Origin of the sequence: Gordonia terrae (genome assembly GCF_001698225.1) — a bacterium.
Classification (GTDB): Bacteria; Actinomycetota; Actinomycetes; order Mycobacteriales; family Mycobacteriaceae; genus Gordonia; species Gordonia terrae.
On sequence record NZ_CP016594.1, the window covers coordinates 690,733 to 715,717 of the forward strand.

General features: G+C 67.8%; 22 protein-coding genes and 1 riboswitch. Of the genes, 15 read left to right on the forward strand and 7 right to left on the reverse strand.

The features are described 5' to 3' along the window. Positions 1–180: 180 nt before the first annotated feature. The gene (locus BCM27_RS03225) at positions 181–804 is read left to right on the forward strand and encodes a TetR/AcrR family transcriptional regulator (RefSeq protein WP_004019714.1); all 624 of its coding nucleotides are present in this window, start codon (positions 181–183) and stop codon (positions 802–804) included. Between the two features lie 143 nt (positions 805–947). Here BCM27_RS03225 and BCM27_RS03230 read toward each other — a convergent pair whose 3' ends face one another. Both BCM27_RS03230 and BCM27_RS03235 read right to left on the reverse strand, forming a co-directional pair. Beyond that, positions 948–1,295, reverse strand: a complete 348-nt coding sequence (locus tag BCM27_RS03230) for a cupin domain-containing protein (RefSeq protein WP_004019715.1) — start codon at positions 1,293–1,295, stop codon at positions 948–950. Between the two features lie 123 nt (positions 1,296–1,418). After that, complete coding sequence (locus BCM27_RS03235) at positions 1,419–2,171, reverse strand: Clp protease N-terminal domain-containing protein (RefSeq protein WP_004019716.1); 753 nt, start codon at positions 2,169–2,171, stop codon at positions 1,419–1,421. Positions 2,172–2,340: 169 nt separating this feature from the next. On the opposite strand from BCM27_RS03235, the gene egtB reads away from it, so the two are divergent. Together egtB and egtD are read left to right on the forward strand one after the other, a co-directional pair. Then, positions 2,341–3,663 carry an ergothioneine biosynthesis protein EgtB gene (gene egtB / locus BCM27_RS03240; protein ID WP_004019717.1) on the forward strand — a complete coding sequence of 441 codons (1,323 nt, stop codon included), beginning with the start codon at positions 2,341–2,343 and terminating at the stop codon, positions 3,661–3,663. Continuing rightward, positions 3,660–4,640, forward strand: a complete 981-nt coding sequence (egtD, locus tag BCM27_RS03245; protein ID WP_004019718.1) for an L-histidine N(alpha)-methyltransferase — start codon at positions 3,660–3,662, stop codon at positions 4,638–4,640. The genes egtB and egtD overlap by 4 nt, the downstream gene beginning before the upstream one ends. Here the strand turns inward: egtD and BCM27_RS03250 are convergent. Further along, positions 4,621–5,682 (reverse strand): LLM class flavin-dependent oxidoreductase, encoded by a 1,062-nt coding sequence (locus BCM27_RS03250; RefSeq protein WP_004019719.1) that lies wholly within the window; start codon positions 5,680–5,682, stop codon positions 4,621–4,623. The genes egtD and BCM27_RS03250 overlap by 20 nt on opposite strands. Before the next feature lie 191 nt (positions 5,683–5,873). Between BCM27_RS03250 and BCM27_RS03255 the strand changes: the two genes are divergently transcribed. The 5 genes from BCM27_RS03255 to BCM27_RS03275 are packed head-to-tail and all read left to right on the forward strand — an operon-like array spanning position 5,874 to position 12,085. Further along, positions 5,874–6,263: an SHOCT domain-containing protein gene (locus BCM27_RS03255; protein WP_004019720.1), complete on the forward strand. Its 390-nt coding sequence runs from the start codon at positions 5,874–5,876 to the stop codon at positions 6,261–6,263. 15 nt (positions 6,264–6,278) lie between these two features. Beyond that, on the forward strand, positions 6,279–7,262 hold the full coding sequence (locus tag BCM27_RS03260; RefSeq protein ID WP_004019721.1) for an ABC transporter permease: 984 nt from the start codon (positions 6,279–6,281) through the stop codon (positions 7,260–7,262). A gap of 1 nt (position 7,263) precedes the next feature. After that, a complete protein-coding gene (locus BCM27_RS03265; protein WP_033206185.1) occupies positions 7,264–8,289 on the forward strand; it encodes an ABC transporter permease in 1,026 nt (341 codons plus the stop codon). Further along, on the forward strand, positions 8,286–10,436 hold the full coding sequence (locus tag BCM27_RS03270) for a dipeptide ABC transporter ATP-binding protein (RefSeq protein ID WP_004019723.1): 2,151 nt from the start codon (positions 8,286–8,288) through the stop codon (positions 10,434–10,436). The genes BCM27_RS03265 and BCM27_RS03270 overlap by 4 nt, the downstream gene beginning before the upstream one ends. Continuing rightward, positions 10,433–12,085 carry an ABC transporter family substrate-binding protein gene (locus tag BCM27_RS03275; protein WP_004019724.1) on the forward strand — a complete coding sequence of 551 codons (1,653 nt, stop codon included), beginning with the start codon at positions 10,433–10,435 and terminating at the stop codon, positions 12,083–12,085. The genes BCM27_RS03270 and BCM27_RS03275 overlap by 4 nt, the downstream gene beginning before the upstream one ends. Before the next feature lie 21 nt (positions 12,086–12,106). Here BCM27_RS03275 and thiD read toward each other — a convergent pair whose 3' ends face one another. Then, positions 12,107–13,024: a bifunctional hydroxymethylpyrimidine kinase/phosphomethylpyrimidine kinase gene (gene thiD, locus BCM27_RS03280; RefSeq protein ID WP_004019725.1), complete on the reverse strand. Its 918-nt coding sequence runs from the start codon at positions 13,022–13,024 to the stop codon at positions 12,107–12,109. A 77-nt stretch (positions 13,025–13,101) separates the two neighbouring features. Then, positions 13,102–13,216: riboswitch (TPP riboswitch) on the reverse strand. A 209-nt stretch (positions 13,217–13,425) separates the two neighbouring features. On the opposite strand from thiD, the gene BCM27_RS03285 reads away from it, so the two are divergent. Next, entirely contained in the window at positions 13,426–13,773 is a 348-nt protein-coding gene (locus BCM27_RS03285) for a GNAT family N-acetyltransferase (protein ID WP_004019726.1), read from the forward strand. Positions 13,774–13,786: 13 nt separating this feature from the next. Here the strand turns inward: BCM27_RS03285 and BCM27_RS03290 are convergent, their stop codons facing one another. Next, a complete protein-coding gene (locus tag BCM27_RS03290) occupies positions 13,787–15,445 on the reverse strand; it encodes a (2,3-dihydroxybenzoyl)adenylate synthase (RefSeq protein WP_004019727.1) in 1,659 nt (552 codons plus the stop codon). 156 nt (positions 15,446–15,601) lie between these two features. Between BCM27_RS03290 and BCM27_RS03295 the strand changes: the two genes are divergently transcribed. The 6 genes from BCM27_RS03295 (at position 15,602) to BCM27_RS03320 (ending at position 21,775) form a co-directional block, all read left to right on the forward strand. Then, positions 15,602–16,942 carry a salicylate synthase gene (locus BCM27_RS03295; protein WP_004019728.1) on the forward strand — a complete coding sequence of 447 codons (1,341 nt, stop codon included), beginning with the start codon at positions 15,602–15,604 and terminating at the stop codon, positions 16,940–16,942. A gap of 45 nt (positions 16,943–16,987) precedes the next feature. After that, on the forward strand, positions 16,988–17,236 hold the full coding sequence (locus BCM27_RS03300; protein WP_004019729.1) for an acyl carrier protein: 249 nt from the start codon (positions 16,988–16,990) through the stop codon (positions 17,234–17,236). 14 nt (positions 17,237–17,250) lie between these two features. Then, positions 17,251–18,432 carry an acyl-CoA dehydrogenase family protein gene (locus BCM27_RS03305; protein ID WP_004019730.1) on the forward strand — a complete coding sequence of 394 codons (1,182 nt, stop codon included), beginning with the start codon at positions 17,251–17,253 and terminating at the stop codon, positions 18,430–18,432. Between the two features lie 40 nt (positions 18,433–18,472). Further along, positions 18,473–19,780, forward strand: coding sequence for a wax ester/triacylglycerol synthase domain-containing protein (locus BCM27_RS03310; protein WP_004019731.1), 1,308 nt, complete (start codon positions 18,473–18,475; stop codon positions 19,778–19,780). 107 nt (positions 19,781–19,887) lie between these two features. Continuing rightward, on the forward strand, positions 19,888–20,736 hold the full coding sequence (locus BCM27_RS03315; RefSeq protein WP_004019732.1) for an MTB12 C-terminal domain-containing protein: 849 nt from the start codon (positions 19,888–19,890) through the stop codon (positions 20,734–20,736). Between the two features lie 64 nt (positions 20,737–20,800). Then, the gene (locus tag BCM27_RS03320; protein ID WP_004019733.1) at positions 20,801–21,775 is read left to right on the forward strand and encodes an ABC transporter substrate-binding protein; all 975 of its coding nucleotides are present in this window, start codon (positions 20,801–20,803) and stop codon (positions 21,773–21,775) included. A gap of 314 nt (positions 21,776–22,089) precedes the next feature. Here BCM27_RS03320 and BCM27_RS03325 read toward each other — a convergent pair whose 3' ends face one another. Then, positions 22,090–23,409 (reverse strand): lysine N(6)-hydroxylase/L-ornithine N(5)-oxygenase family protein, encoded by a 1,320-nt coding sequence (locus tag BCM27_RS03325; protein ID WP_033206180.1) that lies wholly within the window; start codon positions 23,407–23,409, stop codon positions 22,090–22,092. Further along, positions 23,406–24,950, reverse strand: coding sequence for a pyridoxal phosphate-dependent decarboxylase family protein (locus BCM27_RS03330; RefSeq protein ID WP_004019735.1), 1,545 nt, complete (start codon positions 24,948–24,950; stop codon positions 23,406–23,408). The genes BCM27_RS03325 and BCM27_RS03330 overlap by 4 nt, the downstream gene beginning before the upstream one ends. Positions 24,951–24,985 lie beyond the last annotated feature (35 nt).

The window sequence follows — 24,985 nt, forward strand, 5'->3', positions numbered from 1 at the left end:
TTCGATAGAGTCAGACTCTATCGAATAAGTGTTGGGGTTGCTGGGGAACGAGTGTTTGCGGGGTATCGTCACTGATCAGGCGCTATACCCGATGAGTGCCGCCCATCGCTCCCGCGGGGACGTTTGTCCACGCCGCGCTAGAATCGATGGAATTCGACACCAACCGTAGCGGAGGCCGGCATGAGCAGACGCCCGTACACTCCGCGTAAACGTGCGATCAGCGCGGCGCACACGCGCTCGAGAATCCTGGATGCCGCCCAAGAGCTGTTCGTCGCCCAGGGGTATTCGCGGACCACGCTGCAGCAGGTCGCCGACCGGGCGGGTGTCGCCGTGGGCACCGTCCACCAGGCGGGTTCGAAGGCGTCGCTGATGATGGCGGTGCTCGAGCGGGGATTCACCGGCGACGAGAAGTTCGTCTCGCTACTCGAGCGGCCGGAGTTCATCGCGATCATGGAGGAGGCCGACACGGCCCGGGCCATCGACCGCTACCTCGACCACATACTTGCCGCGAACAGCCGGATCGCAGATCTGTGGCACGCCGCGACGCTCGCCGCGGATTCCGATCCGGCCATCGGGGAGCAGCTCGAACGGTCCGAACTCCGCCGGCTCGACGACGTGCACACCGGTTGTCACTGGTTCGCCCACCGCAGCCTCATCGAGGACACCGAGGTCGACGAGTTCGCGGACATCCTCAGCCATCTCACCAGCCCGGCCACGTATCGCTACTTCACCGTCGAACGGGGATGGACCCCCGCACGACTCAAGAAATGGATGATCGTCAGTATCGAGGCCGCGATGCGGTGACGACGCGTTCGTGGGTCGTCCGGTGTGGCTCGAACCATGCCGGCCCGTCAGTTCGGCCCTCCCCGGGGCGCCTCACTCCTGGATGGCTCGAGCAGGAATGCGGGGGTGCAGGGTCAGAGCGGATCTGTCGGCGGGTTGGCTCCTCAGCGCTGTTCGGCGCAGACGGCGATGACGGTCAGCCCGTCGGGTCCGGCGCGTAGGCGACGGCGGGTCTGCAGATCGACGGAGATGAACTGGCCTGGCGCGATCGGCGTCGGTTCGTCGTCGACGACGACCCAGCCGCTGCCCGCGATGACGGCGTAGACGTCATCGTTGCGATCGTCGATGTGATCGTGGTCGACCGTTTCGGCGCCCGGTGGGAGCTCCACCTGGTAGACCTCGAAAGCCGTGACGTCGAGGGCCTCGCTGATGCGCCGGTCGAACGGGCTGGCTGCCGGATGCGGGCCGTGGCCGGCAGGCACCGAGGATGCGTGGACGATGACGTGACCCATGAACGCATGCTAATTGCCGGACGCTCACTTGGTCTCGCCGAGAACTCCACCACCCGTCGGACCCCGAAGCGATTCGACGGAAAGCATTGCGGCGCAAGCGTTCCCGCGGAACTGAACCGTGCGCTAATCGGACGGCGGCGTCTGCTCCATGACCTGAGCGAGCGCCTCGACGATCTTCCCCCGAACCGCTTCGGGGGTCAGGCCCAGTCCGCCGAGTGCGCCGGCCAGGCCGTCATCGGCGAACATGCCGAGAAGCAGGTGTTCGGTGCCGATGTAGTTGTGGCCCAGCTCGACCGCGACGCCCACGGTCGACTCGAGTACCGCCTTGGCCGCCTCGTCATAGGGCACCACGCTGGTGGCCTCCGCGTCGGGGATGTCCCGCGGACTCGGCACCAGCGGTGTGATCGCGGCCGTCCACGCGGCTGCGTCGACACCGAACTCGGACAACACCACGAAGACGAGAGACGTCGGCTCGGCGGTCAGGGACCGCGCGATATGGGCGGGGGTCACGTGTTCGGCCCGGTCCGCGGCCGCGCCTGCGTTGGCAGCCATGAGAACGTTCGCCGCGCGTGGGGTGAAGCGCGAGAACGGGTTGTCGTCGGCGGGGGCCTCGTCGCTGCTCGCCGTCGACACCCGGTCGACGAACCGCTTCTGGGCGGCCTGTTTGCTCACCCCCATGCTGGCGCCGATCGATGTCCAGGACGCGCCGGAGCGTCGTGCCTGGTCGACGAAATGGCCGATCAGGCTGTCGGCCACGTCGCCGAGATGCTGGGCGGCGAGGACGGCGTCCGACAGCTGATCCAGCGGGTCGTCGTGGACTTTTCGAATCGCGGTGATGAGGTCGTCGAGACGGATGGTGACAGGTGTATCAGGCATACGTCAACCATAGGTTGACGACCGATTCCCGTCAACCCTTGGTTGACGAACCGCGGCGACCGGGGCGTTCGGCCGCGTTCGTTGACAGGATCGGAAACCGTCGTGACGATGGATGCGGAGATCGGCGAAGACGTCGCCGGCGACTCCCTTCTTGCCACGGAGGATTCCAGTGAGCATCACCGAACCGTCGATCCGTCCCGAGTCCTCGCATGACGTGCCCGTGAACGGCGCGGCGTCGCCGACCCACAACTCGCGCACCGACGCCGCCCAGCGGTTCGTCGATGTCCGTGCGCTGACCGACACGTTGGCATCGAGGCTGTCACCCGAGGATCAGACGCCGCAGTCGATGACCGAGGCCAGTCCCGCGAAATGGCATCGGGCACATGTGACCTGGTTCTTCGAGGAGTTCATCCTCCGGCAGGATCCCGGATACCGGGTCTACGACGAGTCCTTCCGTTACCTGTTCAACAGCTACTACGAGGCTGTCGGAGAACGACATCCGCGCCCCGATCGAGGCCTGGTCACCAGGCCGGGGGTGCGCGACGTGACCCGCTACCGCGAACACGTCGACGCTGCCATGGTCAGTCGGCTCGAGAGCGGGACTCTGGACGACGCGACCCTCGAGCTCGTCGAGTTGGGGTGCAATCACGAGCAGCAGCACCAGGAGCTTCTGCTCATGGACATCAAGCATCTGTTCTCCACGAACGTGTTCGCCCCGGTGTACGTCGATCGCGAACCGGACGAACCGGGCACGCCGAAACCGCTGGGCTGGCGGCGATTCGACGGCGGCGTCCAGGAGGTCGGTGCTCTGGGCAACGGGTTCTCCTATGACAACGAGGGGCCCCGGCACCGCGTCTACCTGGAGGACTTCGAGATCGCCGACCGCGCCGTGACGAATGCGGACTGGCTGGAGTTCATGGCCGACGACGGCTACCGCCGTGCCGAGTTCTGGTTGTCCGACGGCTGGGCGAGGATCCGCGAGACCGGCTGGGACGCCCCGGGTTACTGGCGGAACGAGGCCGGGGCCGGGTCCACCGGCCGGGACGCGGAGTGGACCACCTACACGCTGTCCGGACGACGCCCCATCGTCCTCGACGAGCCCGTGCTGCATGTCTCGTTCTACGAGGCCGACGCATACGCGCGATGGGCGGGCGCACGATTGCCCACCGAGTTCGAGTGGGAGATCGCCGCGGCGTCGCTGGGCGACGAACGCGGAATGCTCCTCGATCCGCAGCGGTGTCACCCCGGTCGCGCGGGTGCGGCGATGGTCGGCGACGTCTGGGAGTGGACCGCGAGCGCCTACCTCCCGTACCCGGGTTTCGTGCCGGCCAACGGAGCGGTGGGGGAGTACAACGGCAAGTTCATGTCCGATCAGCACGTGCTGCGCGGTGCCGGTGCGGTGACCCCGGTCGGCCACGAGCGCATCACCTACCGGAACTTCTTCCCGGCACAGTCGCGCTGGGTCTTCTCGGGGCTGCGACTCGCCCGATGACCCTCGACAGCGACGCGAGCGTCGATTCTGGGACCACCACCGGCGGTCTTGCCGCCGACGCATTGTCCGGCCTGTGGCAGAACCCGCCGACCCTGCCGACCAAGTGGCTCTACGACAAGCGCGGCAGCAAGCTGTTCGACGAGATCACGCGGCTGGACGAGTACTACCCGACGCGCCGCGAGACCGCCATCCTCCGCGCACGATCCGCGGAGATCGCGGCGACGACCGGGGCGGCGGTCATCGTCGAACTCGGATCGGGCACCTCGACGAAGACGCGCCTGTTGCTCGACGCGTTCGACGCCGCGATGGGCGCCGAGCAGCGCCTGACCTACGTTCCGGTCGACGTGAGCACCGAGATGCTCACCACCACTGCGAAAGTGCTCTCGGCCGACTATCCCGAGATCGACGTCGTGCCGGTCGTCGCCGATTTCACCGAACCGGATCTCGAGCTGCCCGCGGCCGACGGGCCTCGGCTCGCGGTGTTCCTCGGGGGCACCATCGGGAACTTCGTACCCGACGACCGCGCCGGGTTCTACCGACGGCTCGCGGCGTCACTCGCGCCCGGTGACTACTTCCTGCTCGGCACCGACCTCATCAAGGACACCGGGCGTCTGGTTGCCGCGTACGACGACCGGGCGGGTGTCACAGCGGATTTCAACCGCAACATGATCGAGGTGCTGCGCACCGGGCTCGATGCGCGCGGGCTCTACGTCGACGACTTCGAGCACATCGCGCGCTGGAATCCCGACGAGCACCGCATCGAGATGTGGTTGCGCGCCCGACGTGACGTCGATGCCTACTTCGGAGCGCTCGGCCGGTCATGGCGGGTGCCCGCGGGGACGGAGATCCACACCGAGATCAGCACCAAGTTCGAACCCGGTGCGCTGCAGAGCGAACTCGAGGCGTCCGGCCTGACCGTCGAGGCGACCTGGACCGACCCGGCCGGGGATTTTCAGCTCACCCTGACTCGGCGCTGAGCAGTTCCCGCACGCGCGGGATGACCTGCGTCCCGTACAACTCGATGCTCCGCATCAGTTCGGCATGGCCGAGTGTCCCGTGCGAGTACTTCAGATCGAAGCGGCTCACACCCAGTGCGCGGACGGTGGATGCGATCTTGCGCGCGACCGTCTCGGGTGACCCGACGTAGAGCGAGCCCCCCGGTCCGGTCGAGCGTTCGAACTCGATGTGCGTGGGCGGCGGCCACCCGCGCTCGCGGCCGATGCGACCGACGTATTCGCGGTAGTGCGGCCACAACTCGTCGCGTGCCTGGGCGTCGGTCTCGGCGACATGGCCCGGCGAATGCACGCCGACGGGCAACGGGGACTTGTCCATCTCGCGCAGGGCGCGGTGGTAGAGGTCGACGTACGGCTGGAACCGAAGCGGGTCGCCGCCGATGATCGCGAGCATGAGGGGCAGCCCGTACGACGCGGCGCGCACCACCGATTCGGGGCTGCCGCCGACGGCGATCCACGTCGGCAGGGGTGGGTTCTCGAGTTCGGGGTAGACCTCCTGCGCCTGCAGCGGTCCGCGCGTCGAACCCGACCACGACACGGGTCGGCCGGTGCGCAGTTCGGCGAACAGGGCGAGTTTGTCGCTGAACAACTCCTCGTAGTCGGAGAGGTCGAATCCGAACAGCGGGAACGACTCGGTGAACGATCCGCGACCGAGAATCACCTCCGCTCGTCCCGACGACAGGGCGTCGACCGTCGCGAATCGCTGGAAGACGCGGATCGGATCATCGGAGCTGAGCACGGTCACCGCTGAACCCAGGCGCATCCGGGTGGTGCGCGCCGCGATCGCGCCGAGCACGACCTCGGGTGCCGACACCGCGTAGTCGTCCCGGTGATGCTCACCGACACCGAGGAAGTCGACGCCCACCTCGTCGGCGAGTACGGCCTGCTCGAGCAGATCGCGGAGCGTCTGGGCGCCGGAACGCCGGGTGCCGTCGGCGTCGGCGGTGATGTCCCCGAACGTGTCGAGCCCGAGTTCGACGCCGGAGACCGCGGTGTGAGAGTTCATGTCGCCCTTCGCGGGTTGATGATCGAATGGGCGCGTGGTCGGAGGAGTCGCGCCCGCACTGTCCTCCCACACGATTTCACGGACATCTTTCCAGTTCGTCAAGGTGTCCGGCCCGGTGCTGTGCAATGCTCATATCGGTTCATGTGCTCGGCGAGAACACTCCGATTCTTCTAGACAAGGGAGACACTCCGATGTGGGATTCATTCTGGGACTTCATCTGGTACACGATCGTCATCTTCGCGTTCGTCGCCTACTTGATCGTCCTGTGGCACATCATCAGCGACCTGTTCCGGGACAAGGCCGCCTCGGGCTGGCAGAAGGCGGCGTGGGTGATCTTCCTGATCGTCTTCCCATACCTCACCGCCATCGTGTACCTGCTGGCCAAGGGCAAGGGGATGGCCGAGCGTCAGCGTGAGGCCTACAGCCAGGCGAAGCAGGCCTCCGACGAGTACATCAAGTCCGTCGCCGGTACCTCGCCGACCCAGCAGATCACCGAGGCCAAGTCGCTCCTCGATTCGGGAGCCATCACGCCTCAGGAGTACGAACACCTGAAGAACAAGGCTCTCAGCGGCGCTGCCTGACCGCCGGGGGCGGGAGTGATCGGATACCTGTGCAGGCGCATCGCCACGTGGGCCGCACTGGTGTTCGTCGCGACCAATCTGACCTACTTTCTCGCGACGTGGTTTCTCGATCCGCGGTCGAACTACGCTCTCCGGCGACCGCCGTTGCCGGAGAGCGTGGTCGACGCCTCGCTCGAGACCTACAACCTGAACGACAAGACACCTCTCGTGGAGAGATGGTGGAACTGGCTGTCCGGGATTCTGCTCCACTGGAACTGGGGCTCCACCCCCGTCGGTGAGAGTGTCAACTCCGAGATCGGTTTCCGGCTGGTCTCGTCCGTGCAACTCCTCGCAGCGGCCACCGTGCTCTCGACGATCGCCGGAATCGCCCTGGGCGTGTACACCGCCCTCCGGCAGTACAAGGTGTCCGACCGGGTGTGGCAGTTCATCTCGATCGCGGCCATCAACCTGCCGGTCCCCGTGGTGGGCCTGGGGATCGTGCTGGCCGCGATCTCACTCAATCAGGGTGTCGGACACACGGTCGTCTACGTCTCGGGCGCGTCGAGCATCGACATCGACGGCTTCTTCCCGGTGCTCTTCGACCGCCTCCAGCACCTCATCTTGCCGACCATCACGCTCGTGATCGTGCAGTACGCCGGCCTGCACCTGCTGCAGCGATCCCTGGTGCTCGACACCGTGAACGCCGATTACGTCCGGACCGCGCGCGCCAAGGGGCTCACCCGCGGCGCCGCCGTCCGTCGGCATGCCCTGCGCACGGCCATCATCCCCGTCGCGGTCGGTGTCGCCTTCGCCATCCCGGCGGTGTTCACCGGTGCCGTACTCACCGAGACCATCTTCGGGTGGGAGGGCATGGGACGCTACTTCGTGACATCGATCAACACCAACGACGTCCACGGCGTCGTGGCCGTGGCCGCCTTCGGTGCCCTCGCGACGGCCGTCGGCGCCATTCTGGCGGACCTGGCAGTCGTCTATCTGGATCCGAGGGTGCGGGTGAACTGACATGACGATGCTGCCTCCTGAACCGCGCGGTCGGAGTTCGGGACACCAGGACGCCACCGTGCCGATCATGGGCGAGGCCGGGGGCCTGCTGGCCGAATCCGACGCCACGTCGGTGCCGGTGGCGCGGCGCCGGGCGGGGCGGACGAAGATCATCGCGACGCGCTACCGGCGAAACCGCTCCGCGATGCTCGGGCTGTTCATCTTCGGGTTGTTGGTGCTGTTCGCACTGTTCGGCGGGTTGCTCACGGCTTACTCCTACACCGACACCGACTTCCTCGCGATCGGGTTCCCGCCGACCTTCTCGGGATCCGAAGGCGCGCACTGGTTCGGCACGAACGACGCGGGCAACGACCTGTACGCCCAGGTGGTCCACGGGCTCCGGCGGTCGCTGACGATCGCGCTGTCGGTGGCGATCGGGACCACCGCGATCGCAGCTGTGCTGGGCGGGTCGGCCGCGTATTTCGGCGGATGGGTGCAGCGGATCGTCCTGGGTGCGGTCTACCTGCTGCTCGTCGTGCCGACGTTCCTGATCCTCGCGCTGGTCTCGAACAGCACCGGGGGCGACTGGCGCTGGTTGATCGTCGTGCTCATCGCGTTCGGATGGATGATGCTGGCCCGGGTCATCCATTCGCTCGCCACGACCGTGCGCGAACGCGACTACGTCACCGCCGCACACTATCTCGGGGTGTCGCCGGTGACGATCATCGGACGACACATCCTGCCCAACATCGCCTCGCTCCTCGTCGTCAACTTCGCGCTCGGCGTGGTGGCCACCGTCTTGGCCGAGACCGGTCTGTCCTTCCTCGGTTTCGGCGTCGAGATCCCCGACGTGACCCTGGGGTCGTTGCTGCAGGCCGGGGCGGGAACGCTGGCCGCCTCCCCGTGGCTGTTCTGGTTTCCGGCAGGGGTGTTGTCGTTGCTGACGGTGTCGATGGCGCTGATCGCCGACGGGTTGCGCGATGCCTTCGACCCGACCTCCCGGGCGTCGACCCGTCGACACCGTCCCACCGATGAGGCCGGGCGATGATCGGCGCGGTCGACTCCGCCGTGCAGCCGGCGGTCATCGAGGTCCGCGATCTGCGGGTGGACTTCGACACCGAGGCCGGCGCACTGAACGCGGTCCGCGGCCTCGACCTCGATCTCCGATCCGGTCGGACGACGGCGCTCGTGGGCGAATCGGGTTCGGGAAAGTCGGTGTCGGCGTTGGCCGTTCTCGGATTACTGCCCGATGCCGCGCGGGTCTCGGGTTCGGTGACCCTGCGCGGCCGGGAACTGGTGGGCCTGCCGGATCGGGATTTCTCGGCGATCCGGGGTTCGGAGATCGCCATGGTGTTCCAGGACCCGCTGTCATCGCTCACGCCGGTGTTCACCGTCGGCGCCCAGATCTCCGAGGCCCTGCGCGCTCACCGGCAGCTCTCCGGCAAGCAGGCGTGGGCACGAGCGGTCGAGTTGCTCGATCTCGTGGGCATCCCGGATCCGGCGCGGCGTGCCCGGTCCTTTCCGCACGAATTGTCCGGCGGGATGAGGCAACGGGTGATGATCGCGATGGCCATCGCCAACGATCCCGCCGTGATCATCGCCGACGAACCGACCACCGCACTCGACGTCACGATCCAGGCGCAGATCCTCGAGGTCCTGCGCACCGCGCAGCGGGAGACCGGTGCCGCCATGCTGCTGATCACCCACGATCTGGGGGTGGTCGCCGGCACCGCCGACGACGTCGTGGTGATGTACGCCGGTCGGGCGGTCGAAACCGCGGATGTCGAACCGATATTCGTCCGTCCGCGGATGCCGTACACGATCGGTCTGCTGGGCGCGGTTCCGCGGGTCGACCGCCGAACCGACACGCTCACCCCGATCCCGGGTGCGCCACCGGCTCTCATCGATCTCGACGACGCCTGCCCGTTCGCACCGAGATGTCCACTCGCGGTCGACGACTGTCTGCGCGCCGAACCGGAACTGCGACCACTCGTGGGGGGCGGCGAGGGTGTCGAGGACGACATGGCTCCCGTGCACAGCGCCGCCTGCATCCGTGCCGACGAGATCGGAGCGGACGGGCGGCTCGGCGGAACCCCGGTGTTCGACGGACCGGTGTTCGACACGCCGGGGTTCGGTGCGCCGGCCCCTCGAGGCGACGAAGATCGTTCGTCAGCAACAGTTCTCGAGGTCGAACGGATGGTCAAGGTCTTTCCGCTCACCAGCGGCCTGCTTCGGCGCCGCGTCGGTTCGGTCCGCGCGGTCGACGGCATCTCCTTCGATGTACGACGCGGTGAGTCGTTGGCGATCGTCGGCGAATCGGGAAGCGGGAAGTCCACGACCCTGCTCGAGATCATGAACTTCGCCCAGCCGGCCGGCGTGATCCGCATCGGCGGCGTCGACCCGGCATCGGTCCGCTCGCGTGCCGCACGAGCGCTCCGCCAGAAGGTGTCGATCGTCTTCCAAGACCCCTCGGACGCTCTCGATCCGCGCTTCACCGCCTTCGACATCGTCGCCGAACCACTCCGAGCGCTCGGCCACCCGAAGGCCGAGACCGAGCGCGCCGTCACCGATCTCATGCTTCGGGTGGGCCTCGACCCCGTCCACGCCGACCGGTTCCCGGCCGCGTTCTCGGGCGGGCAGAAACAGCGACTGGCCATCGCCCGGGCCCTGGCCACCGATCCGGAACTGATCATCCTCGACGAACCGCTGTCCGCGCTGGACGTCTCCGTGCAGGCCGACATCGTCAACCTCATCCGGCGGTTGCAGTCCGACGGTGACGTCGCCTACCTCGTCGTCGCGCACGACCTGTCGGTGGTGCGCCAGCTAGCGGACCGGATCGCGGTGATGTATCTCGGGGCGATCGCCGAAGAGGGGCCGACCGAACGCGTCTTCACCCGGCCGTTGCACCCCTACACACGGGCCCTGCTGTCGGCGGTCCCGATCCCCGACCCGCGAATCGAACGCGAGCGTCGGCCGATCGTGCTGAGGGGCGAACAACCCAGTCCCACCGAGGACATCGTCGGGTGCAGCTTCGCCGCCCGCTGCCCGTTGCACCGGGACCTCGACGACGCGCGACGCGAACGCTGCCGCTCGGTCGTCCCCCGATTGCGGACGACCGAGCAGGATCCGCACACCGATCACCGAGCGGCCTGCCACTTCGTGGAGCTCGACCCCGGCCCGGGGGGATCGACGTGAGACACTTCTGGATCCTGCTGTCGGTGGTGGTGATCGCGGTCGGGTCCGTCGCGGGATGCGGTGCCGCGCTCGACACGTCAGCGGTGACCACCGACGGCGCGTCGCTGAATCCGCAGCCGCGCGAGAACCTCCGCGACGGGGGCAGTCTCACGACCGCCATCACCGAGGTGTCCGCCCAGTGGAACACCTTCCACGCCGACGCTTCGGCCTACACCCTGGCGCTGTGGCGGTGGTACAACCCGAATCTGGCCTACTTCTCACCGGACGGCGAGTATTCGCCCAACCCCGACTACCTCACCGATGTCCGCACCGAGACCGTCGACGGCGACACCGTGGTCACCTACACCATCAATCCGCGGGCGTTCTTCAACGACGGGACGCCCATCGACTATCGGGCCTTCGTCGAGACCTGGCGGACCAGTAGGGGAATCGACGACCGATACATCGTGAGTTCGACCGACGGGTACAGCCAGATCGGCTCGGTCACCCGGGGGATCGACGACCGGCAGGCGGTCGTGCGGTTCGACGGCGTGTATGCGTGGCCGGACGGTCTGTTCAATCTGGTGCTTCATCCGAAGGCGACTTCCCCGGACACCTACAACAAGGGATACGTCACGAACCCGCACCCCGAATGGGGAGCCGGGCCGTACACGATCGCGTCCTACGATCCGAACGCGGGAACGGTTGTGTTCGAGCGCAATCCGAAATGGTGGGGCAAGCCGGGCAAACTCGACCGGCGGGTGTTCCGGCAGCTCGAGTCGCAGGCCGCACTCAACGCCTTCCAGAACGGTGAGATCGACGTCGCCGGAGTGGCGGCGAAGGATGCCCGTGCCCGCGTGCTGACCATGAACGGCATCGACATCCGGACGGCTGCCTCGCCTCAGCAGGCCCTGCTCGCGCTCAACCTGGACGCCCCGATCCTCGCCGATCGGACCGTGCGCGAGGCGGTGATGACGGCGATCGACCGAGAAACACTGGCGCGCATCCGGTTCACCGGTCTCAACTACACCGAGGAACTTCCCGGATCGCTGTCGCTGTATCCGTTCCAACCCGGCTATCGGGACAACCTGGCCGGTGTGGTCTCCTACGACCCGGATCGCGCCTCGGGTCTGCTCGACCAGGCGGGGTGGCGCATCGGGGACGACGGCATCCGGACCCAGGACGGAGCGCGGCTGTCACTGACACTGCCGAATGTCGGCGACGACACCACCAGCGCCAACCTGTCACGCGCCCTGCAGGCGATCCTGGGCAAGGTCGGCATCGACCTCGTCGTGACCCAACGACCGTCATCGGACTTCTCGAAGGTCGTGGTGAACAAGGAGTTCGACCTGTTCATGATGGGCTTCTCCTCGAGCGATCCGTTCGGGATGGCCTATTTCTGTCAGGTCTGGTGCAGCGACTCGCAGTTCAACCCCGCGGGCGCGGGGACACCCGAGCTGGACGCGCAGATCGAGGCCATGTCGCAGATCGGGGACCCGACAGCACAGATAGCCGCCGGGAACCGGGTCGAACACGAGGCGTTCCAGCAGTTCTCGAACCTGCCACTGTTCAACGGTCCCGCCATGGTGGCGGTGAAGGAAGGGCTGGCGAACTACGGGGCGGGTCAGTTCTACATCGGCCCGATCGAGGACATCGGCTGGGAGAAATGACGGGAGCGACCGGACGGTCGGCTAGTCCGCGGGCCCCGCGCTCAGTCGCCACAACGGATTGACCGGGCCGTGGCCGGCACCCAGCGGATAGGCGGCGGCCAGGCAGCGCGTGACCCAACCCTTTCCGAAGCCGACCGCCTCGGGGACCGGGTAGCCGTGTGCGAGGGCGCTCGCGATCGCCGCGGCGAGGGTGTCGCCCGCGCCGTGGTCATGCGGGGTGTCGATCCGCTCATGACTGAGTTCGATGAACTGGTCACCGTCGTAGAGCAGGTCCGGGGACCGATCCGACGTCCGCAGGTGCCCGCCCTTGACCAGGGCCCACCGCGGCCCGAGATCGAGCAGTGCCCTGGCGGCATCGCGCTGCGAATCGGCGTCGGTGACCTCGATCCCGGTGATCAAGCGGACCTCGTCCAGATTGGGTGTCACGACCGTGGCGAGGGGGAACAGCTTGTGACGCAACGTGTCGAGCGCGGAGTCGGCGAGCAGCTGGTTTCCGTGCATCGATGCGCACACCGGGTCGACCACCAGCGGGACGGATGCATCGCGGCCGATGCCGCTCGCGCCGCACTGCTCGACGATGGCCTCGATGATCGGTGCCGACGCGAGCATGCCGGTCTTCGCCGCGGCGACACCGATGTCACCGGCGACGGAGTCGATCTGCGCCGCCACGGTCTGCGGGGAGATCTCTTCGAAACCGCTGACACCCAGCGAGTTCTGGACGGTCACCGCAGTCACCGCGACACACCCGTGCACCCCGAGCAGGGCGAAGGTGCGCATGTCGGCCTGGATTCCCGCACCACCGCCCGAATCCGATCCGGCGATGGTCAGGACCCGAACGGGAGCAGAACCGGGCTGTGCAACAGGGAGTTCCACGAAACCCTCGTCGAGCGTGCGTCGATGTCCGTCGACTGTGCGTTGTTCTGCGTCGACTGTGCGCATCACTTCTCGCCAACCGTCTCGAGGGACAGGGATCCGGAATCGGCGGGTGCGCTGCTGTCGTATGTGGCGGATACAGGTGTACCCATGGCTCAACTCCCTACGCCGGCATTACCCGGACAGGTTCGAGCGGTCGGCGACCGCCCGTCGCCATCTCAGCCCTCGGTCATCGTGAGAGCCCCCGCGGTGTGTAGTTGTCGTGCGTCCGCAACCCTACATCGCCCGACGAGACGGGCGGGCAGGGTGCGGCGAACCGTATCGATATGCGACAAACGAGCCATGGGGTCGGCAGTTACGGTTCCGTAAGGTACCGTGTGACCCGGATCACAGGCGGGTGTCATGTCGAGTCAGGGCGGCGCGCGCCGGTGGTCCGATGTCCGTGATCACGAGGTGAGGAGGGTCGGGTGCTCCGCAAGCATCGTCAGCGACCACCACAGTCGGCGAAGTCGATTCTGCAACAGATCTCGCAGGTGGTACACAACCCCGACCGCGACCGATTCGAACTCTGGGTGGCCGGCGATCTGGTCGGCGTTCTCGGCTACACGACCGAGACGGCCGACGGTCAGACGACCATCACCGTGCTGCACACCGTGCTCTACGACGAGTACAGCGGACACGGTCTCGCCACCCGGCTCACCCGCACCGTCGTGCACTACACCCGCGAACAGGGCGCCCGGCTGCGTCCGGTGTGCACGTTCACCAAGCGCTACCTCGACAGCCATCCCGGGATCGTCACCCTCGCTCCGGTGTGAGGGGTGCGCCGGCTCAGTCGGCGAGCAGGGTCTCGCGCAGCACCTTCTTGTCGATCTTGCCGACCGCGGTCACCGGGAGGGTGGTCACGATCCGCACCGCGTCGGGCAGTTTGAACGAGGCGAGTCCGCGCTCGGCGAGGAACGTGCGGATGGTCGCGAGCTCCAGCGGCTGGGCCGGGGGGTGCTCATGCGAGAGCACCACGGCGGCGCAGATCTTCTCCCCGAGTGCGTCGTCGGGTAGGCCGACCACCGCCACCTGTCGGACCGAGTCGTGGGCGAGGAGGTTCTCCTCGACGTCGTCGGCAGCGACGTTCTCGCCGGCTCGGACGATGGTGTCCTTGATGCGGCCGGTCACCGCGAGGTGGCCCGACGGCAGCCTCGTCACCTTGTCGCCGGAGCGATAGAAACCGTCCGGCGTGAAGGACTTCTCGTTGTGGGCTGCGGCCCGGTAGTAACCGCGGATCGTGTACGGCCCACGCACCAGGAGTTCACCTTCCGTGCCATCGGGGACGTCGTCGCCGTCCTCGTCGACCACGCGCACCTCGTCGAGCTCCGACATCGGCGAACCCTGCACCTGGTGAACAAGCTCGCGCGGTTCATCGAGACGGGTGTAGCAGATCAGACCCTCGGCCATCCCGAACACCTGCTGCGCGACGGGGCCGAGTGCGGCGTCGAGGGCGACGGCGTCGGGCTGGGCCAACTTGGCGCCGCCGACCTGCAGCAGGCGCAGCGAGCTGATGTCGGCGGGTTCCCACTCGGTCGCCGCGCACCAGAGTTGCGCGAGGGCGGGGACGAGCGAGGTCACCGTGATGCGGTGTCGCTCGATCAGGTCGAAGGTGTTGTCCGGGCTGGGGTTGTCGGCGAAGACGATGTGCCCGCCGACGCCGACCACGCCGAGGATGCCCGGGCAGCTCAACGGGAAGTTGTGTGCTGCGGGCAGCGCGACGAGGTAGGTGTCGTCGGCGGTTAGGCCGGCGATGCCCGCCGACAGTCGCGCGTTGAGGTCATAGTCGTCGTGGGTGCGGGCGATCAGTTTCGGCAGGCCGGTGGTTCCCCCCGAGACCAGGAACAGCGCAGGCAGGCCGGGGTCGGGGCCGTCGGGGAGCGCGGTCGCGGCGGGGTCGGCGTCGGGCAGCGCCGCGAACCGGCCGGGATCGCCGGAGATGAAGACCTGCGCGACGTCGGGCACCCGCGACTGCAGTTCGGCCGCGAGGTCGCGGAAGTCGAACCCCCGGCGGTCGTCCTCACCGATGTAGGCGACCGCCCCCGAGCCGGTCGCGAGATGGGCGATCTCGGTGATCCGATGCGCCGGCAGTGTCATCACCGGCACGACACCCGCGCGTAGGAGGCCGAACAGGGTCACGGCGAAGTCGAGGGAGTTGTTGAGCTGCAGGACGACCCGTTGGGCGGGCCGCAGACCGGCGTCGACGAAACCGGCGGCCCGGCGCAGGGTGGCGGCGCGGAACTCGGCGTAGGTGAGCGTTCGCGGACCGTCGGCGGAGGCGTCGGTCACCGCCGGCGCATCGGGGGAGCGCTCGGCCGCGACGTCGAGGGCCGCGAACAGCGGGCGGCCGAGGAACACACCCGCGTCCCGGTATCGCTGGGCCTGTGCATCGGTGTGGGGGGAGAAACCGTCGAGCAGATCGGTCACGTGGTCGAGGTGCGTCGGCATGAGTTCATTCAAACACAGCCAGGATAGGGTAACCTTACCGGTCGATGCGGGACGGTGGGCCCGCTCTCGACCGTGGGGGGTTGTTTGATTAGGCTGCCCTAAGCTTCCCTATGATCATCGGTGCTTGAGTGCATCACGACCGGAGGAACGAAGGACATGTCGCTGACAACCGAATCGCACGCCGCGCAGTTCGTCGACCTGCTCGCGCCCGCCTCGCCGCTGGGTGAGTCCGATGCTGCGCGGATCACGGCCGCCTGGGCGGGTTCCGGCGAGTTCGGCGATCATGTCGTCTACGAGCGCGACCGGCGATGGACCTTCGCGGCCGGGGTGCGTGCTCGTGTGGTCGTGACGCGGAGCGAGGTCATCGTCGACGATCAGGGTGACCGGACGACGACGCCGTGGCGCGGCGACCCCGCCGACGCGCTCGCTGCCGCGACCGCTTCGTTGTCGATCCCGGACTGGCGCGTCTACGGCTGGGTCGGCTTCGACTTCTGCGCGCCCTATCACGGCATCCTCGACCGCGTCCCGGAGGACACCGTCCTGGCGCACCTCATCGTCCCCGAGTTCGAGGTGACCGTCGATGCCGAGGGCGTCGACACCGGCGCCGTCGACGCCGATCGTGCCCGTCGTCTTCTCGAGATCGCCTCGCAGGCAACTGTTTCGGCAGAGTCGCGACCGGTGGATGTCCAGGCGGACCCCGACGACTACCGGGGGCGGGTGGCGACTGCGGTCGCCGAGATCGAAGCCGGCCGGTATCAGAAGGTGATCCTCTCCCGCGCCGTCGACATCCCGTTCGACGTGGACATCCCCGCGACCTACGCGCGCGGCCGGGCCGACAACAATCCCGCCCGCAGCTATCTGCTCTCGCTCGGCGACCTCCAGGCCGCCGGATTCAGCCCCGAGCTCGTCGTCGCGGTGCATGACGACCGGACGGTGGTCACCGAACCGCTCGCCGGGACAAGGGCTTTCGGTATCTCGGCGGATCAGGACGCGGCGGCGCGCGCCGACCTCCTCTCCGATGCGAAGGAGATCGCCGAGCACGCCATGTCGGTGCGGGCATGCTTCGACGAGATCTCGTCGATCGCAGCGGACGACACCACCGCGGTGAGCGAGTTCATGGAGGTCCGCGAACGAGGCAGCGTCCAGCACCTGGCCTCGACCGTCCGCGGCACCCTCGCTGCTCACGAATCACCCTGGCGTGCACTCGAAGTCGTCTTCCCGTCGATCACCGCGTCGGGGATCCCCAAGACCCCGGCGGTGGAGGCGATCGACCGCCTCGAGCCGCGGCGTCGTGGCCTGTACTCCGGCGCCATCCTCACCGCGGCATCGACGGGCGAACTCGAGGCCACCCTTGCGCTGCGCACCATCTTCTCCTCCGGAGACGGCGCGTGGCTGCGTGCCGGCGCCGGGATCGTCGCGCAGTCCACGCCGGAGCGCGAGTTCACCGAGACCTGCGAAAAACTCGGCAGCGTCGCCCCGTACGTGGTCCCGCGCTGATCACCCGATACTTTCGACCGAACACCCCATCTCAGGAGTCACCACATGTCCGACCACATCACCGAAGCCCTGCGCGGCATCCTCGAAGAAGACCTCGACCTCTCGCTGGGAGACGTCAGCCGCGACGCGAAGCTGATCGACGACCTGGGACTGGATTCGGTGGCGTTCGCCATCGGTGTGGTGGCGATCGAGGAGCGGCTCGGCGTGAAGCTGTCCGAGCGGGAGCTCTTCGAGTCCAAGACCGTCGGTGACCTCGAAGACCTCATCCGGTCGAAGGCCGGCACCCCGGCCTGAGACGGAGAGTCGACATGAGTGTGGACACACCGGTGCAGACGTACGCCGAATTGCTCGACGCCGCGTTCGACGAGCGGGTGACGTCGTGGACGGCGCAGGCCGAACAGGATCACCGGTTCCCGCGGCCCCTTCTCGAGCACCTCGGCTCCGAAGGTGTCTTCGTCCGTAAGTGGGAGGACCGCAAGTTCACCGACCTCCACGATCATTTCGCGCTCGGCGCCCACCTCGGCGCGCTCGGCTCCGCGGCGATCGGGGTGGGGGTGAGCCTGCACGACTCGGCGATCGCCATCCTCCGCCGCTTCGGCCGCAACGACTACCTCAAGGACCTCGCCCAGCGTGCGCTGACCGCCGAGACCGTGCTCTGCATCGGGGCCTCCGAAGAGCAGGGCGGCTCGGATCTGCAGAACTCCGAGACCCGGATCTTCCCGGAGAACGACGGCTTCCGCGTCGTCGGACACAAGAAGTTCGTGTCGCTCTCGCCGATCGCGGATCACGTGTTCGTGGTCTGCCGTGGCGTCGACGACGGTCCTGATCTGGGCGGCAACGTGGCCCTCGCCGCGGTGCCGATCGAGTCGGTCACGGTGGGTGAGCCGTACCAGAAGCTGGGCGCCGGGCCGCTCGACACCGCCCCGGTCACGATCGATGCCTGGATCCCGGAAGAGGCGCTGATCGCGCGGCCGGGGACCGGCCTGGCCATCATCAGCTGGGGGCTGGCGCACGAGCGGTACTCGGTGGCCGCCCAGATCGCCGCCGCCTGCGAGGTCATGATCGGGGTGACGCTCGCCCGGATGATGGAGCGCACCCAGTTCGGCAAGAAGCTCTACGACCACCAGGCGCTGCGCCTGCGCGTGGCGGACCTGCAGGCCAGGGTCGACGTTCTGCGGTACGCACTCGCCGGCGTCGCCGCCGAGGGCAAGATCAACCTGCGCACCGCCGCGGCGCTGAAGGCGACGGCCGCCAATCTCGGTGAGGAGGTCGCGTCGGAGTGCCTGCACATCTTCGGCGGGATCGGTTACCTCGAGACCGAGACCCCGATCGGCCGGTGGTGGCGGGACATGAAGCTGGCCCGCGTCGGGGGCGGCACCGATGAGGTGCTGTGGGAACTCGTCGCGGCAGCGATGAAGCCCGACACCGAGCGTTACCAGGCCATGTTCATCGATTCGGAGCTACACCGGCCGGGCTCGTCCGCGTCCTGAGAAGCATCCGAACATCCACTCCCACCCAGGCGGTCCTCCCATGAACAGCCCAGCCGGCCAGGCCCCGGTCGACGCACGCGTCACCGAACTCGCGCCTCCCGACCACACCTACCTGCACATGGACAAGGCCGGTGCGCCGATGCACTGGTCGATGATCCTGCAGCTCGAGGGCGGCGGCGACGTGCTCGGCCTCGATGCGGTGCGGGAGCGGGTCCGCGAACGATCCGGGCTGTTCGAGATCTTTCGGCTGGGAATCCGTAACGGGCGCTGGCGCAAGCCCGAGGTGGTGCTCGCCGACGACAGCTGGGACGCCGGCGAGCACGTGACCGAACTGGGGTTCACCGACCGGGCGCACCTGCAACGTCGGGTGGCGAAGCTCCTCGAGTCGCCACTGCCTCGCCCGCGCCCGTTCTGGGACATCACGCTGTTCACTCCGTCGGCCGGCGCCGAGGGCGTCGGGCAGTGGGTCCTGCTGCGGGTACACCACAGCGTTTCCGACGGCATCGCGGGCGCGGCGTTCGCCGCACTCCTCGCCGACGGCGAACCCGAGGACCTGGCCGAGTTCGAGCGGTTCGCGACCAGCCCTCGATTCCGGATCAGCGGCATCGATCCCGAGGAACTCGCCGAGGCGAAGGCCGCCTACGGTGATCAGCACGCGGCCGGCGGTGGCAAGAAGCGGGCCTGGCCGGCGCTCACCAAGTCGGGCGAGCGGGAGTACGCACTCGTCGATGCCTCGACCCGAGACCTGCGCAAGGCGGCCAAACGCAACGATGCGACGGTCCACGAGTTCCTGCTCGCCGCCATCGGACGGGCGATCAGCCTCAACCCGCCGACGAGTCCACAGGCGGACGTCGTCCGCGTGACCCTGCCCGTGACCCTCGACGACGGATTCCGCCACACCGGTAACGCGGTGTCCGTGGCGCTCCTCAACCTGCTTGGCAACGAGCCCGATCTCACACGCCAGATCGACCGCGCGCGAAGCGAACTCGAGACGATCGCGAGACGGAAGCCGGAGCTGTACCTGGCCGCGGCCGACGACCTGCCGCGCGCACCGCTGTGGGGTCTGCAGCGCGCGATCGTGAACGCGTCGATGTCCCACATGCACCCCGACATCCACATCGGCATCAACCCCGGCTTCTCCCGGGTGCGGTCGGTGCTGGGGCAGTCGATCGTCACCCTGACGCCGCTGTCGCCGCTCGCGGGCTACTCGCTGTCGGTGACGACGTTGATCCTCGGACACACCACGACGTTCGGCGTCGTGACCGATGCGCAGGCACTGCCCGGTTACGCCGACCGCTTCGTGGCGACGCTCGGTGAAGTACTGCGGGAGGCCCTCCCGTCGACCTGACGGGGGTGCAAGCTTAGGCTTGCCTTGTCATCCGATGTCCGAGGGCTGCAAGATACAGGTGGCCGTCGGCTCGGCGGGGGCGAAGACATACACGGAGAAAGATCAACATGAGCAACGACGTCAACTACCAGGACCCGTCGGCGGTCGACTACCAATCCGGGGTCGATTACCGCGAACCGGATGCGGGTTCGTCGCGTCGGTCGGGCGGGGTCAGCATCCCGACCGTGCTGGCGTCGGCAGGCGTCGCCGCCATCATCTCCGCGATCGTCGTGACGATCGGCGTGGTGGGCATCGTGGTGAGCGAGCGTAACGATTCCGCCACCGCCGCCCAGCCGACCGTCGTCAACCTCGGTGCCGCGCAGACGGCGCTGCCCCAGCAGGGCATCGCGGGCCAGCAGCCGGGCGCGGTCCCGGGCCAGCCCGCACCCGCCGGGGCGCCGGCCGCCGGAGCGCCCGCAGCGGCCCCGACGGAGAACGTGCCCGAAGGCGGCGGCGCGATCGGCGGACCGGTCGGCCCTCCCGGTGAGGGAGCTGGTCAGGCCCCGGCACCGGCGCCGGCACCGGGCACCACGGCCGCGCCGCAGCAGACCGTGGCCGCCGGGCCCACTGCGCTGACCCCGGGACAGCTCAACACCAAGGTCCGGATCGTCATGAACTCCAACGGCAGCCGCGCCGCCCGGGCCGCCGAACTCGAAGGCGGTGAGCGTGCGCTCCGCCAGATCGACCTCGTCGCCCGTGCGATCACGACCTACGGCAACGTCGGGCTGAGTTACCAGATGGTCGGGCCGGTCCAGGTCAGTGGCAACACGCTGACCGCGCCGCTGCAGATCAGCGTGGTCGGCCGCGGAAGCCAGAACCGGTCGATGACGTTCGTGTGGAGCGGCAACAAGTGGAAGCTGTCCAACCGAAGCGTCTGCACCATAGCGGGATTCGTCCTGCTGCCCTGCTCGCTCTGACGGCCGGGCACACACTCTGTCCGGTCCGCCGGACGACATCGACACTCCATTGGGGGATCTTCACGTGACTTCACGACATCGCCTGGGCGCTCTCGTCGCGAGCGCACTCCTGTTCGCGGGCCTGCTGGCCGGTTGCTCGAGCTCGGATGACGAATCCGCGGGCGGCTCCGTCCAACTCAATCTCCCGGACGGCAGGCAGGTCACCATCCCGGACACCCCGGAGCGGATCGTCACACTGGGTGACCAGTGGACCGACGTCGTGTTGTCGTTCGGTGAGACGCCGGTCGGTTACTACGACTACTCGAAGTCGGCGACCGGCGAGATGCAGCCCTGGTACGGCCAGAAGCTGGCCGATGCCACGTTCGTCGACCCCACCAAGGGTGACGACGCGACGACCATCGCCACACTGAACCCCGATCTGATCTTCGCACCGGGTTTCGCGTCGGACAGCCCGGAGTTCGAACAGATCTCGAAGCTGGCGCCGACGGTGAACGCCATCAGCGACCAGGAAATCGACCCCTGGCAGGACATGGTCACCGTGATGGGCACGGTGCTGCACGATCCGGAGAAGGCGAAGTCGATCATCGACGACACCAACGGCAAGATCGCGGCGGTGTCCGAGGAGTACCCGGGTCTGAAGGGCAAGACCTACGCGTTCGCCTTCATGTACGGCCCCGATCAGCTGTCGGTTCTCGGTGACGAGAACGACGGTGCCGGAAAGCTGTTCACCCAGCTCGGCATGAAGATGGCCCCCAAGCTGGTCGCCGAGTACCAGCGGACCGGGCAGCCGCGGTTCGGTCTGAGCACCGAGAACATCCCGATGCTCGACGCCGACGTGCTCGTCGTGGCCACCGCCACCCCCGAGCAGGCGGAGACCCTGCGGTCGCTTCCCGGATACAAGAACCTGAAGGCGGTCAAGGACAACGCCGTCACGTTCATGACCCAGTCGCAGATCACCGGCCTCAACGCGCCGACGCCGAACTCGATCCCCTACGTCCTCGATCTGCTCAAGCCGTCCTTCGCCGCGGCGTCCAACTGATCTCCGTCTGACGAACTCGCCCTCCGCGGAAAGCGGAGGGCGAGTTCGTTTCCGGGGCACCGGCCCCTTCGAGGCTCGTCGCTATCGCTCCTCGCACCTCAGGGAGCAGAGGGGGGCTCGTCGACCTCGACGCGCTCCTTCGTCGCTCACTCGGCCCGGCGGCTAACGCTCCTCGCACCTCAGGGAGCAGAGGGTGCCCCCTGCTGGTTGAGCAGGCGACGAGCGCAGCGAGGAGCCGTGTCGAAGCCACTTCGCAACCCCATGAACGACAACGGCCCGACCCGCGAGGCGGATCGGGCCGTGGGCAGGGTCGACTAGGGAGCGACGATGTCGTCGTCGTCCGCGGCGCCGAAGCTGGTGAACGCGGTGTGCTTGGGCAACCGGTAGGCCTCTCGGCCCAGAACCGTGTTGAGGATGCGCGCGTTGCGGACGGCGCCGATGTCGAGGTTCGGGGCCGAGACGCCGTGCGCGTGCTCCTCGGCGTTGGCGACGAAGATCCGGTTGGTCAGGGCGTCGTCGGTCTCGATCTCGTGGTTGGCGCCGATGACGAGCCGTCCACGGGAATCGCGATGCAGCGCAGACTCGATCGGAGCGAGGAAGTCCGCCTTGCGCGCCTGGTATCCGGTGCTGGCGATGACCATGTCGGTGGTGTGGGCCAGTTCGGAACCGGTGTCGAGGTGGCGGCCGCGCACCCGGAGCTTGCCGTCGGCGAGGGTGTCGACGCCGTCGACCTCGACCGAGATCCGCAGCTGCACCGGGTTGAGCTTGTCCTGCAACTGACGCCGGTACAGCAGGTCGTGGAGCCGCTCGAGCGAGTCGGTGGAGATTCCCTTGTGGAACTGCCAGTGCTGCGGGCGGACCCGGTCACGTGCGGCCTCGGGAAGACTGTGGAAGTAGTCCATGTAGGCCGGCGTGGTCATCTCCAGCGACAGCTTCGTGAAGTCCAGGGGTGCGAACCATGGTGTGCGCGTCCACCATCGCACGGCGGGGCCGCCGCGCAGGTTGGCCTCGAGCAGATCGATGACGATCTCGGCACCCGACTGGCCGGATCCGACGACCGTGACGGTGTCGGCGGCCAGCGCCTTCTCCTGGTTGAACAGGTAGTCGGAACTGTGGACCACGGCCGGCGACTCCGACGAGAGTGCTTGCGGGATGAAGGGTTCGGTGCCGATCCCGACCACCACGTGACGCGCGATCACCGTCGAGGAGCTCGTCGGTGTGTGCATGGTCACCCGGAAGGCATCGGCCTCGGCGTCCCATGTCACCTCGTCGACGGTGGTGCTCCACCGGAGTGAGTCGAGCCGGGACACGCACCAGAGGAGGTAGGCCTCGTACTCGATGCGCGTCGGAAAGAAGTCCTCGCGCACCAGGAATCGGTACATGCGATCGACGTCGGCCATGTAGTTCAGGAACGACAGCGGGTGGGTCGGATCGACGAGCGTCACCAGATCGGACAGGAAGCTCACCTGCAGGGTGGCATCGTCGAACATCAGGCCCGGGTGCCACCGGAACTCGTCGCGTGAGTCGACGACGAGGAGGTTCACGTCGTCGAGCGTCGAGGCGAGCGCGGCGAGGCCCAGATTGAACGGGCCGCAACCGATCGCCAATACGTCTACGTTCTCAACAGAGTTCATTCGGACACTCTCACCATTTCTTCACTGTATGTTCCCGCGCCGGGTGCGGCGGTGCCTTCGGACTCCACCTCGAGGGCGACGCGGAGGAGTTCGTCGAACAGTTCGTCGATGTCGCTCTCCGAGGTCTCCGGGTTGAGGAGGGTCAGCTTCAGGCAGGTCTGTGGCTCGTCCTCGCCCGGGATCCGGACCTGGGTACGGCCGATGAGGGCCTTGCCGTCGGCGATGAGGCGGCGCCGCAGTTCACCGTTGACCGCGTCGAGATCGGTGCACCGGTAGCGGAACACGACGGTCGTCAGCGTGACCGGCGCGATGAGTTCGAGCTGCAGTTCGGTGGCGACACGCTGTTCGGCGTACAGCGCGAGGTCGTTGCACTTGTCGAGCATCTCCCCGAGGGTGCTGCGCCCGTAGGCGAGCAGGGTGGTCGCGACCTTGAGGACGTCCGGACGCCGGGTCGTCTGGAGGGTCTGACCGAGGAGTCCGCTGTATCCGGCCTCCACGTCGTCGTCGGGATTGAGGTATGCCACCGAGCGATTCAGGGACACGAAGCGATCGGCGTCGGACAGGAGCATGAGGCTCGCAGCGGCGGGCTGCCAGCCGACCTTGTGCAGGTCCAGGGTGACCGAGTCGGCGCGTTCGACGCCGGCGAGCAACCCGGCGAGGCGGTCGGAGAACAGCGAACCGAAACCGTATGCGGCATCGACGTGCATCCAGATCTCATGACGCTCGGCGATGTCGGCGATCTCCCCGAGCGGGTCGACGGTGCCGAAGTCGGTGGTGCCCGCGGTGGCGACGATCGCCAGTGGGGTGGCGGTGCCGGAGTCCCGGATCGCTGCCTCGAGGGCCTCCGGGATCATCCGGTGGTGTGAATCGACGTCGACCGGGATGACCGCGGACTCGCCCAGACCCAGTGCCGCGCAGGCACGATGGACCGAGAAGTGGGCGACCCGCGAACAGAAGACGACGGGGCGATGCAGTGCGCCGACGCCGTGATGACGCACGTCCACACCGTGACGCGCGGCGGTGTGATCGCGGGCGATCATGAGCGCCAGCAGGTTCGAGATCGATCCGCCGGGACTGAAGACACCGCCGGCATGCTCGCCGAAGCCGGCCATGCGGGCCAGTGACTGCACGGTCCAGGTCTCGAGCGCGAGCGTGGCCGGACCCGAATCGTAGGTGTCGAGTGAGGCATTGGTCGCCGATGCGAGGGCGTCCGCGGCAACCGCCACCGACAGCGGAGCGGGCTGCAGATGTGCCGCGGCCATGGGGTGGGTGAGGTCGAGACCGAACTCGGCCACCAGGCGAGCGAGCCGGGTCAGTGCCTCCGATTCGCCGATGCCGGTCTCGGGAATCCCGTGCGGACCGAGCAGTGCCGTCACGCCGCCGAGTACAGCCACGGGGTCGCCGCTCGGCAGCGGGGCGCCGTGGTGATCGTCGCTGACCGCGGCGGCGACCTCGGTCAGGCCTCGGCCGACGTCGGCCCAACCGTGACCGGGACGGGCGAATCGCGAGGCACCCCAGACGGACTGGTGGTCTTCGGACACTGAGTTCCCCCTTGTTGACTCTGGCGCGCGATGGC

Excerpts from the sequence above, each read along its gene's own strand:
- BCM27_RS03250 (WP_004019719.1), bottom strand. The coding sequence starts at position 5,682 with ATGAACTCTCACACCGCGGTCTCCGGCGTCGAACTCGGGCTCGACACG.
- BCM27_RS03235 (WP_004019716.1), bottom strand. The coding sequence starts at position 2,171 with ATGCCTGATACACCTGTCACCATCCGTCTCGACGACCTCATCACCGCG.
- BCM27_RS03270 (WP_004019723.1), top strand. The coding sequence starts at position 8,286 with ATGATCGGCGCGGTCGACTCCGCCGTGCAGCCGGCGGTCATCGAGGTC.
- BCM27_RS03300 (WP_004019729.1), top strand. The coding sequence starts at position 16,988 with ATGTCCGACCACATCACCGAAGCCCTGCGCGGCATCCTCGAAGAAGAC.
- thiD (WP_004019725.1), bottom strand. The coding sequence starts at position 13,024 with ATGCGCACAGTCGACGCAGAACAACGCACAGTCGACGGACATCGACGC.
- BCM27_RS03225 (WP_004019714.1), top strand. The coding sequence starts at position 181 with ATGAGCAGACGCCCGTACACTCCGCGTAAACGTGCGATCAGCGCGGCG.
- BCM27_RS03290 (WP_004019727.1), bottom strand. The coding sequence starts at position 15,445 with ATGCCGACGCACCTCGACCACGTGACCGATCTGCTCGACGGTTTCTCC.
- BCM27_RS03230 (WP_004019715.1), bottom strand. The coding sequence starts at position 1,295 with ATGGGTCACGTCATCGTCCACGCATCCTCGGTGCCTGCCGGCCACGGC.
- BCM27_RS03255 (WP_004019720.1), top strand. The coding sequence starts at position 5,874 with ATGTGGGATTCATTCTGGGACTTCATCTGGTACACGATCGTCATCTTC.
- BCM27_RS03310 (WP_004019731.1), top strand. The coding sequence starts at position 18,473 with ATGAACAGCCCAGCCGGCCAGGCCCCGGTCGACGCACGCGTCACCGAA.
- egtD (WP_004019718.1), top strand. The coding sequence starts at position 3,660 with ATGACCCTCGACAGCGACGCGAGCGTCGATTCTGGGACCACCACCGGC.
- BCM27_RS03305 (WP_004019730.1), top strand. The coding sequence starts at position 17,251 with ATGAGTGTGGACACACCGGTGCAGACGTACGCCGAATTGCTCGACGCC.
- BCM27_RS03325 (WP_033206180.1), bottom strand. The coding sequence starts at position 23,409 with ATGAACTCTGTTGAGAACGTAGACGTATTGGCGATCGGTTGCGGCCCG.
- BCM27_RS03295 (WP_004019728.1), top strand. The coding sequence starts at position 15,602 with ATGTCGCTGACAACCGAATCGCACGCCGCGCAGTTCGTCGACCTGCTC.
- BCM27_RS03315 (WP_004019732.1), top strand. The coding sequence starts at position 19,888 with ATGAGCAACGACGTCAACTACCAGGACCCGTCGGCGGTCGACTACCAA.
- BCM27_RS03265 (WP_033206185.1), top strand. The coding sequence starts at position 7,264 with ATGACGATGCTGCCTCCTGAACCGCGCGGTCGGAGTTCGGGACACCAG.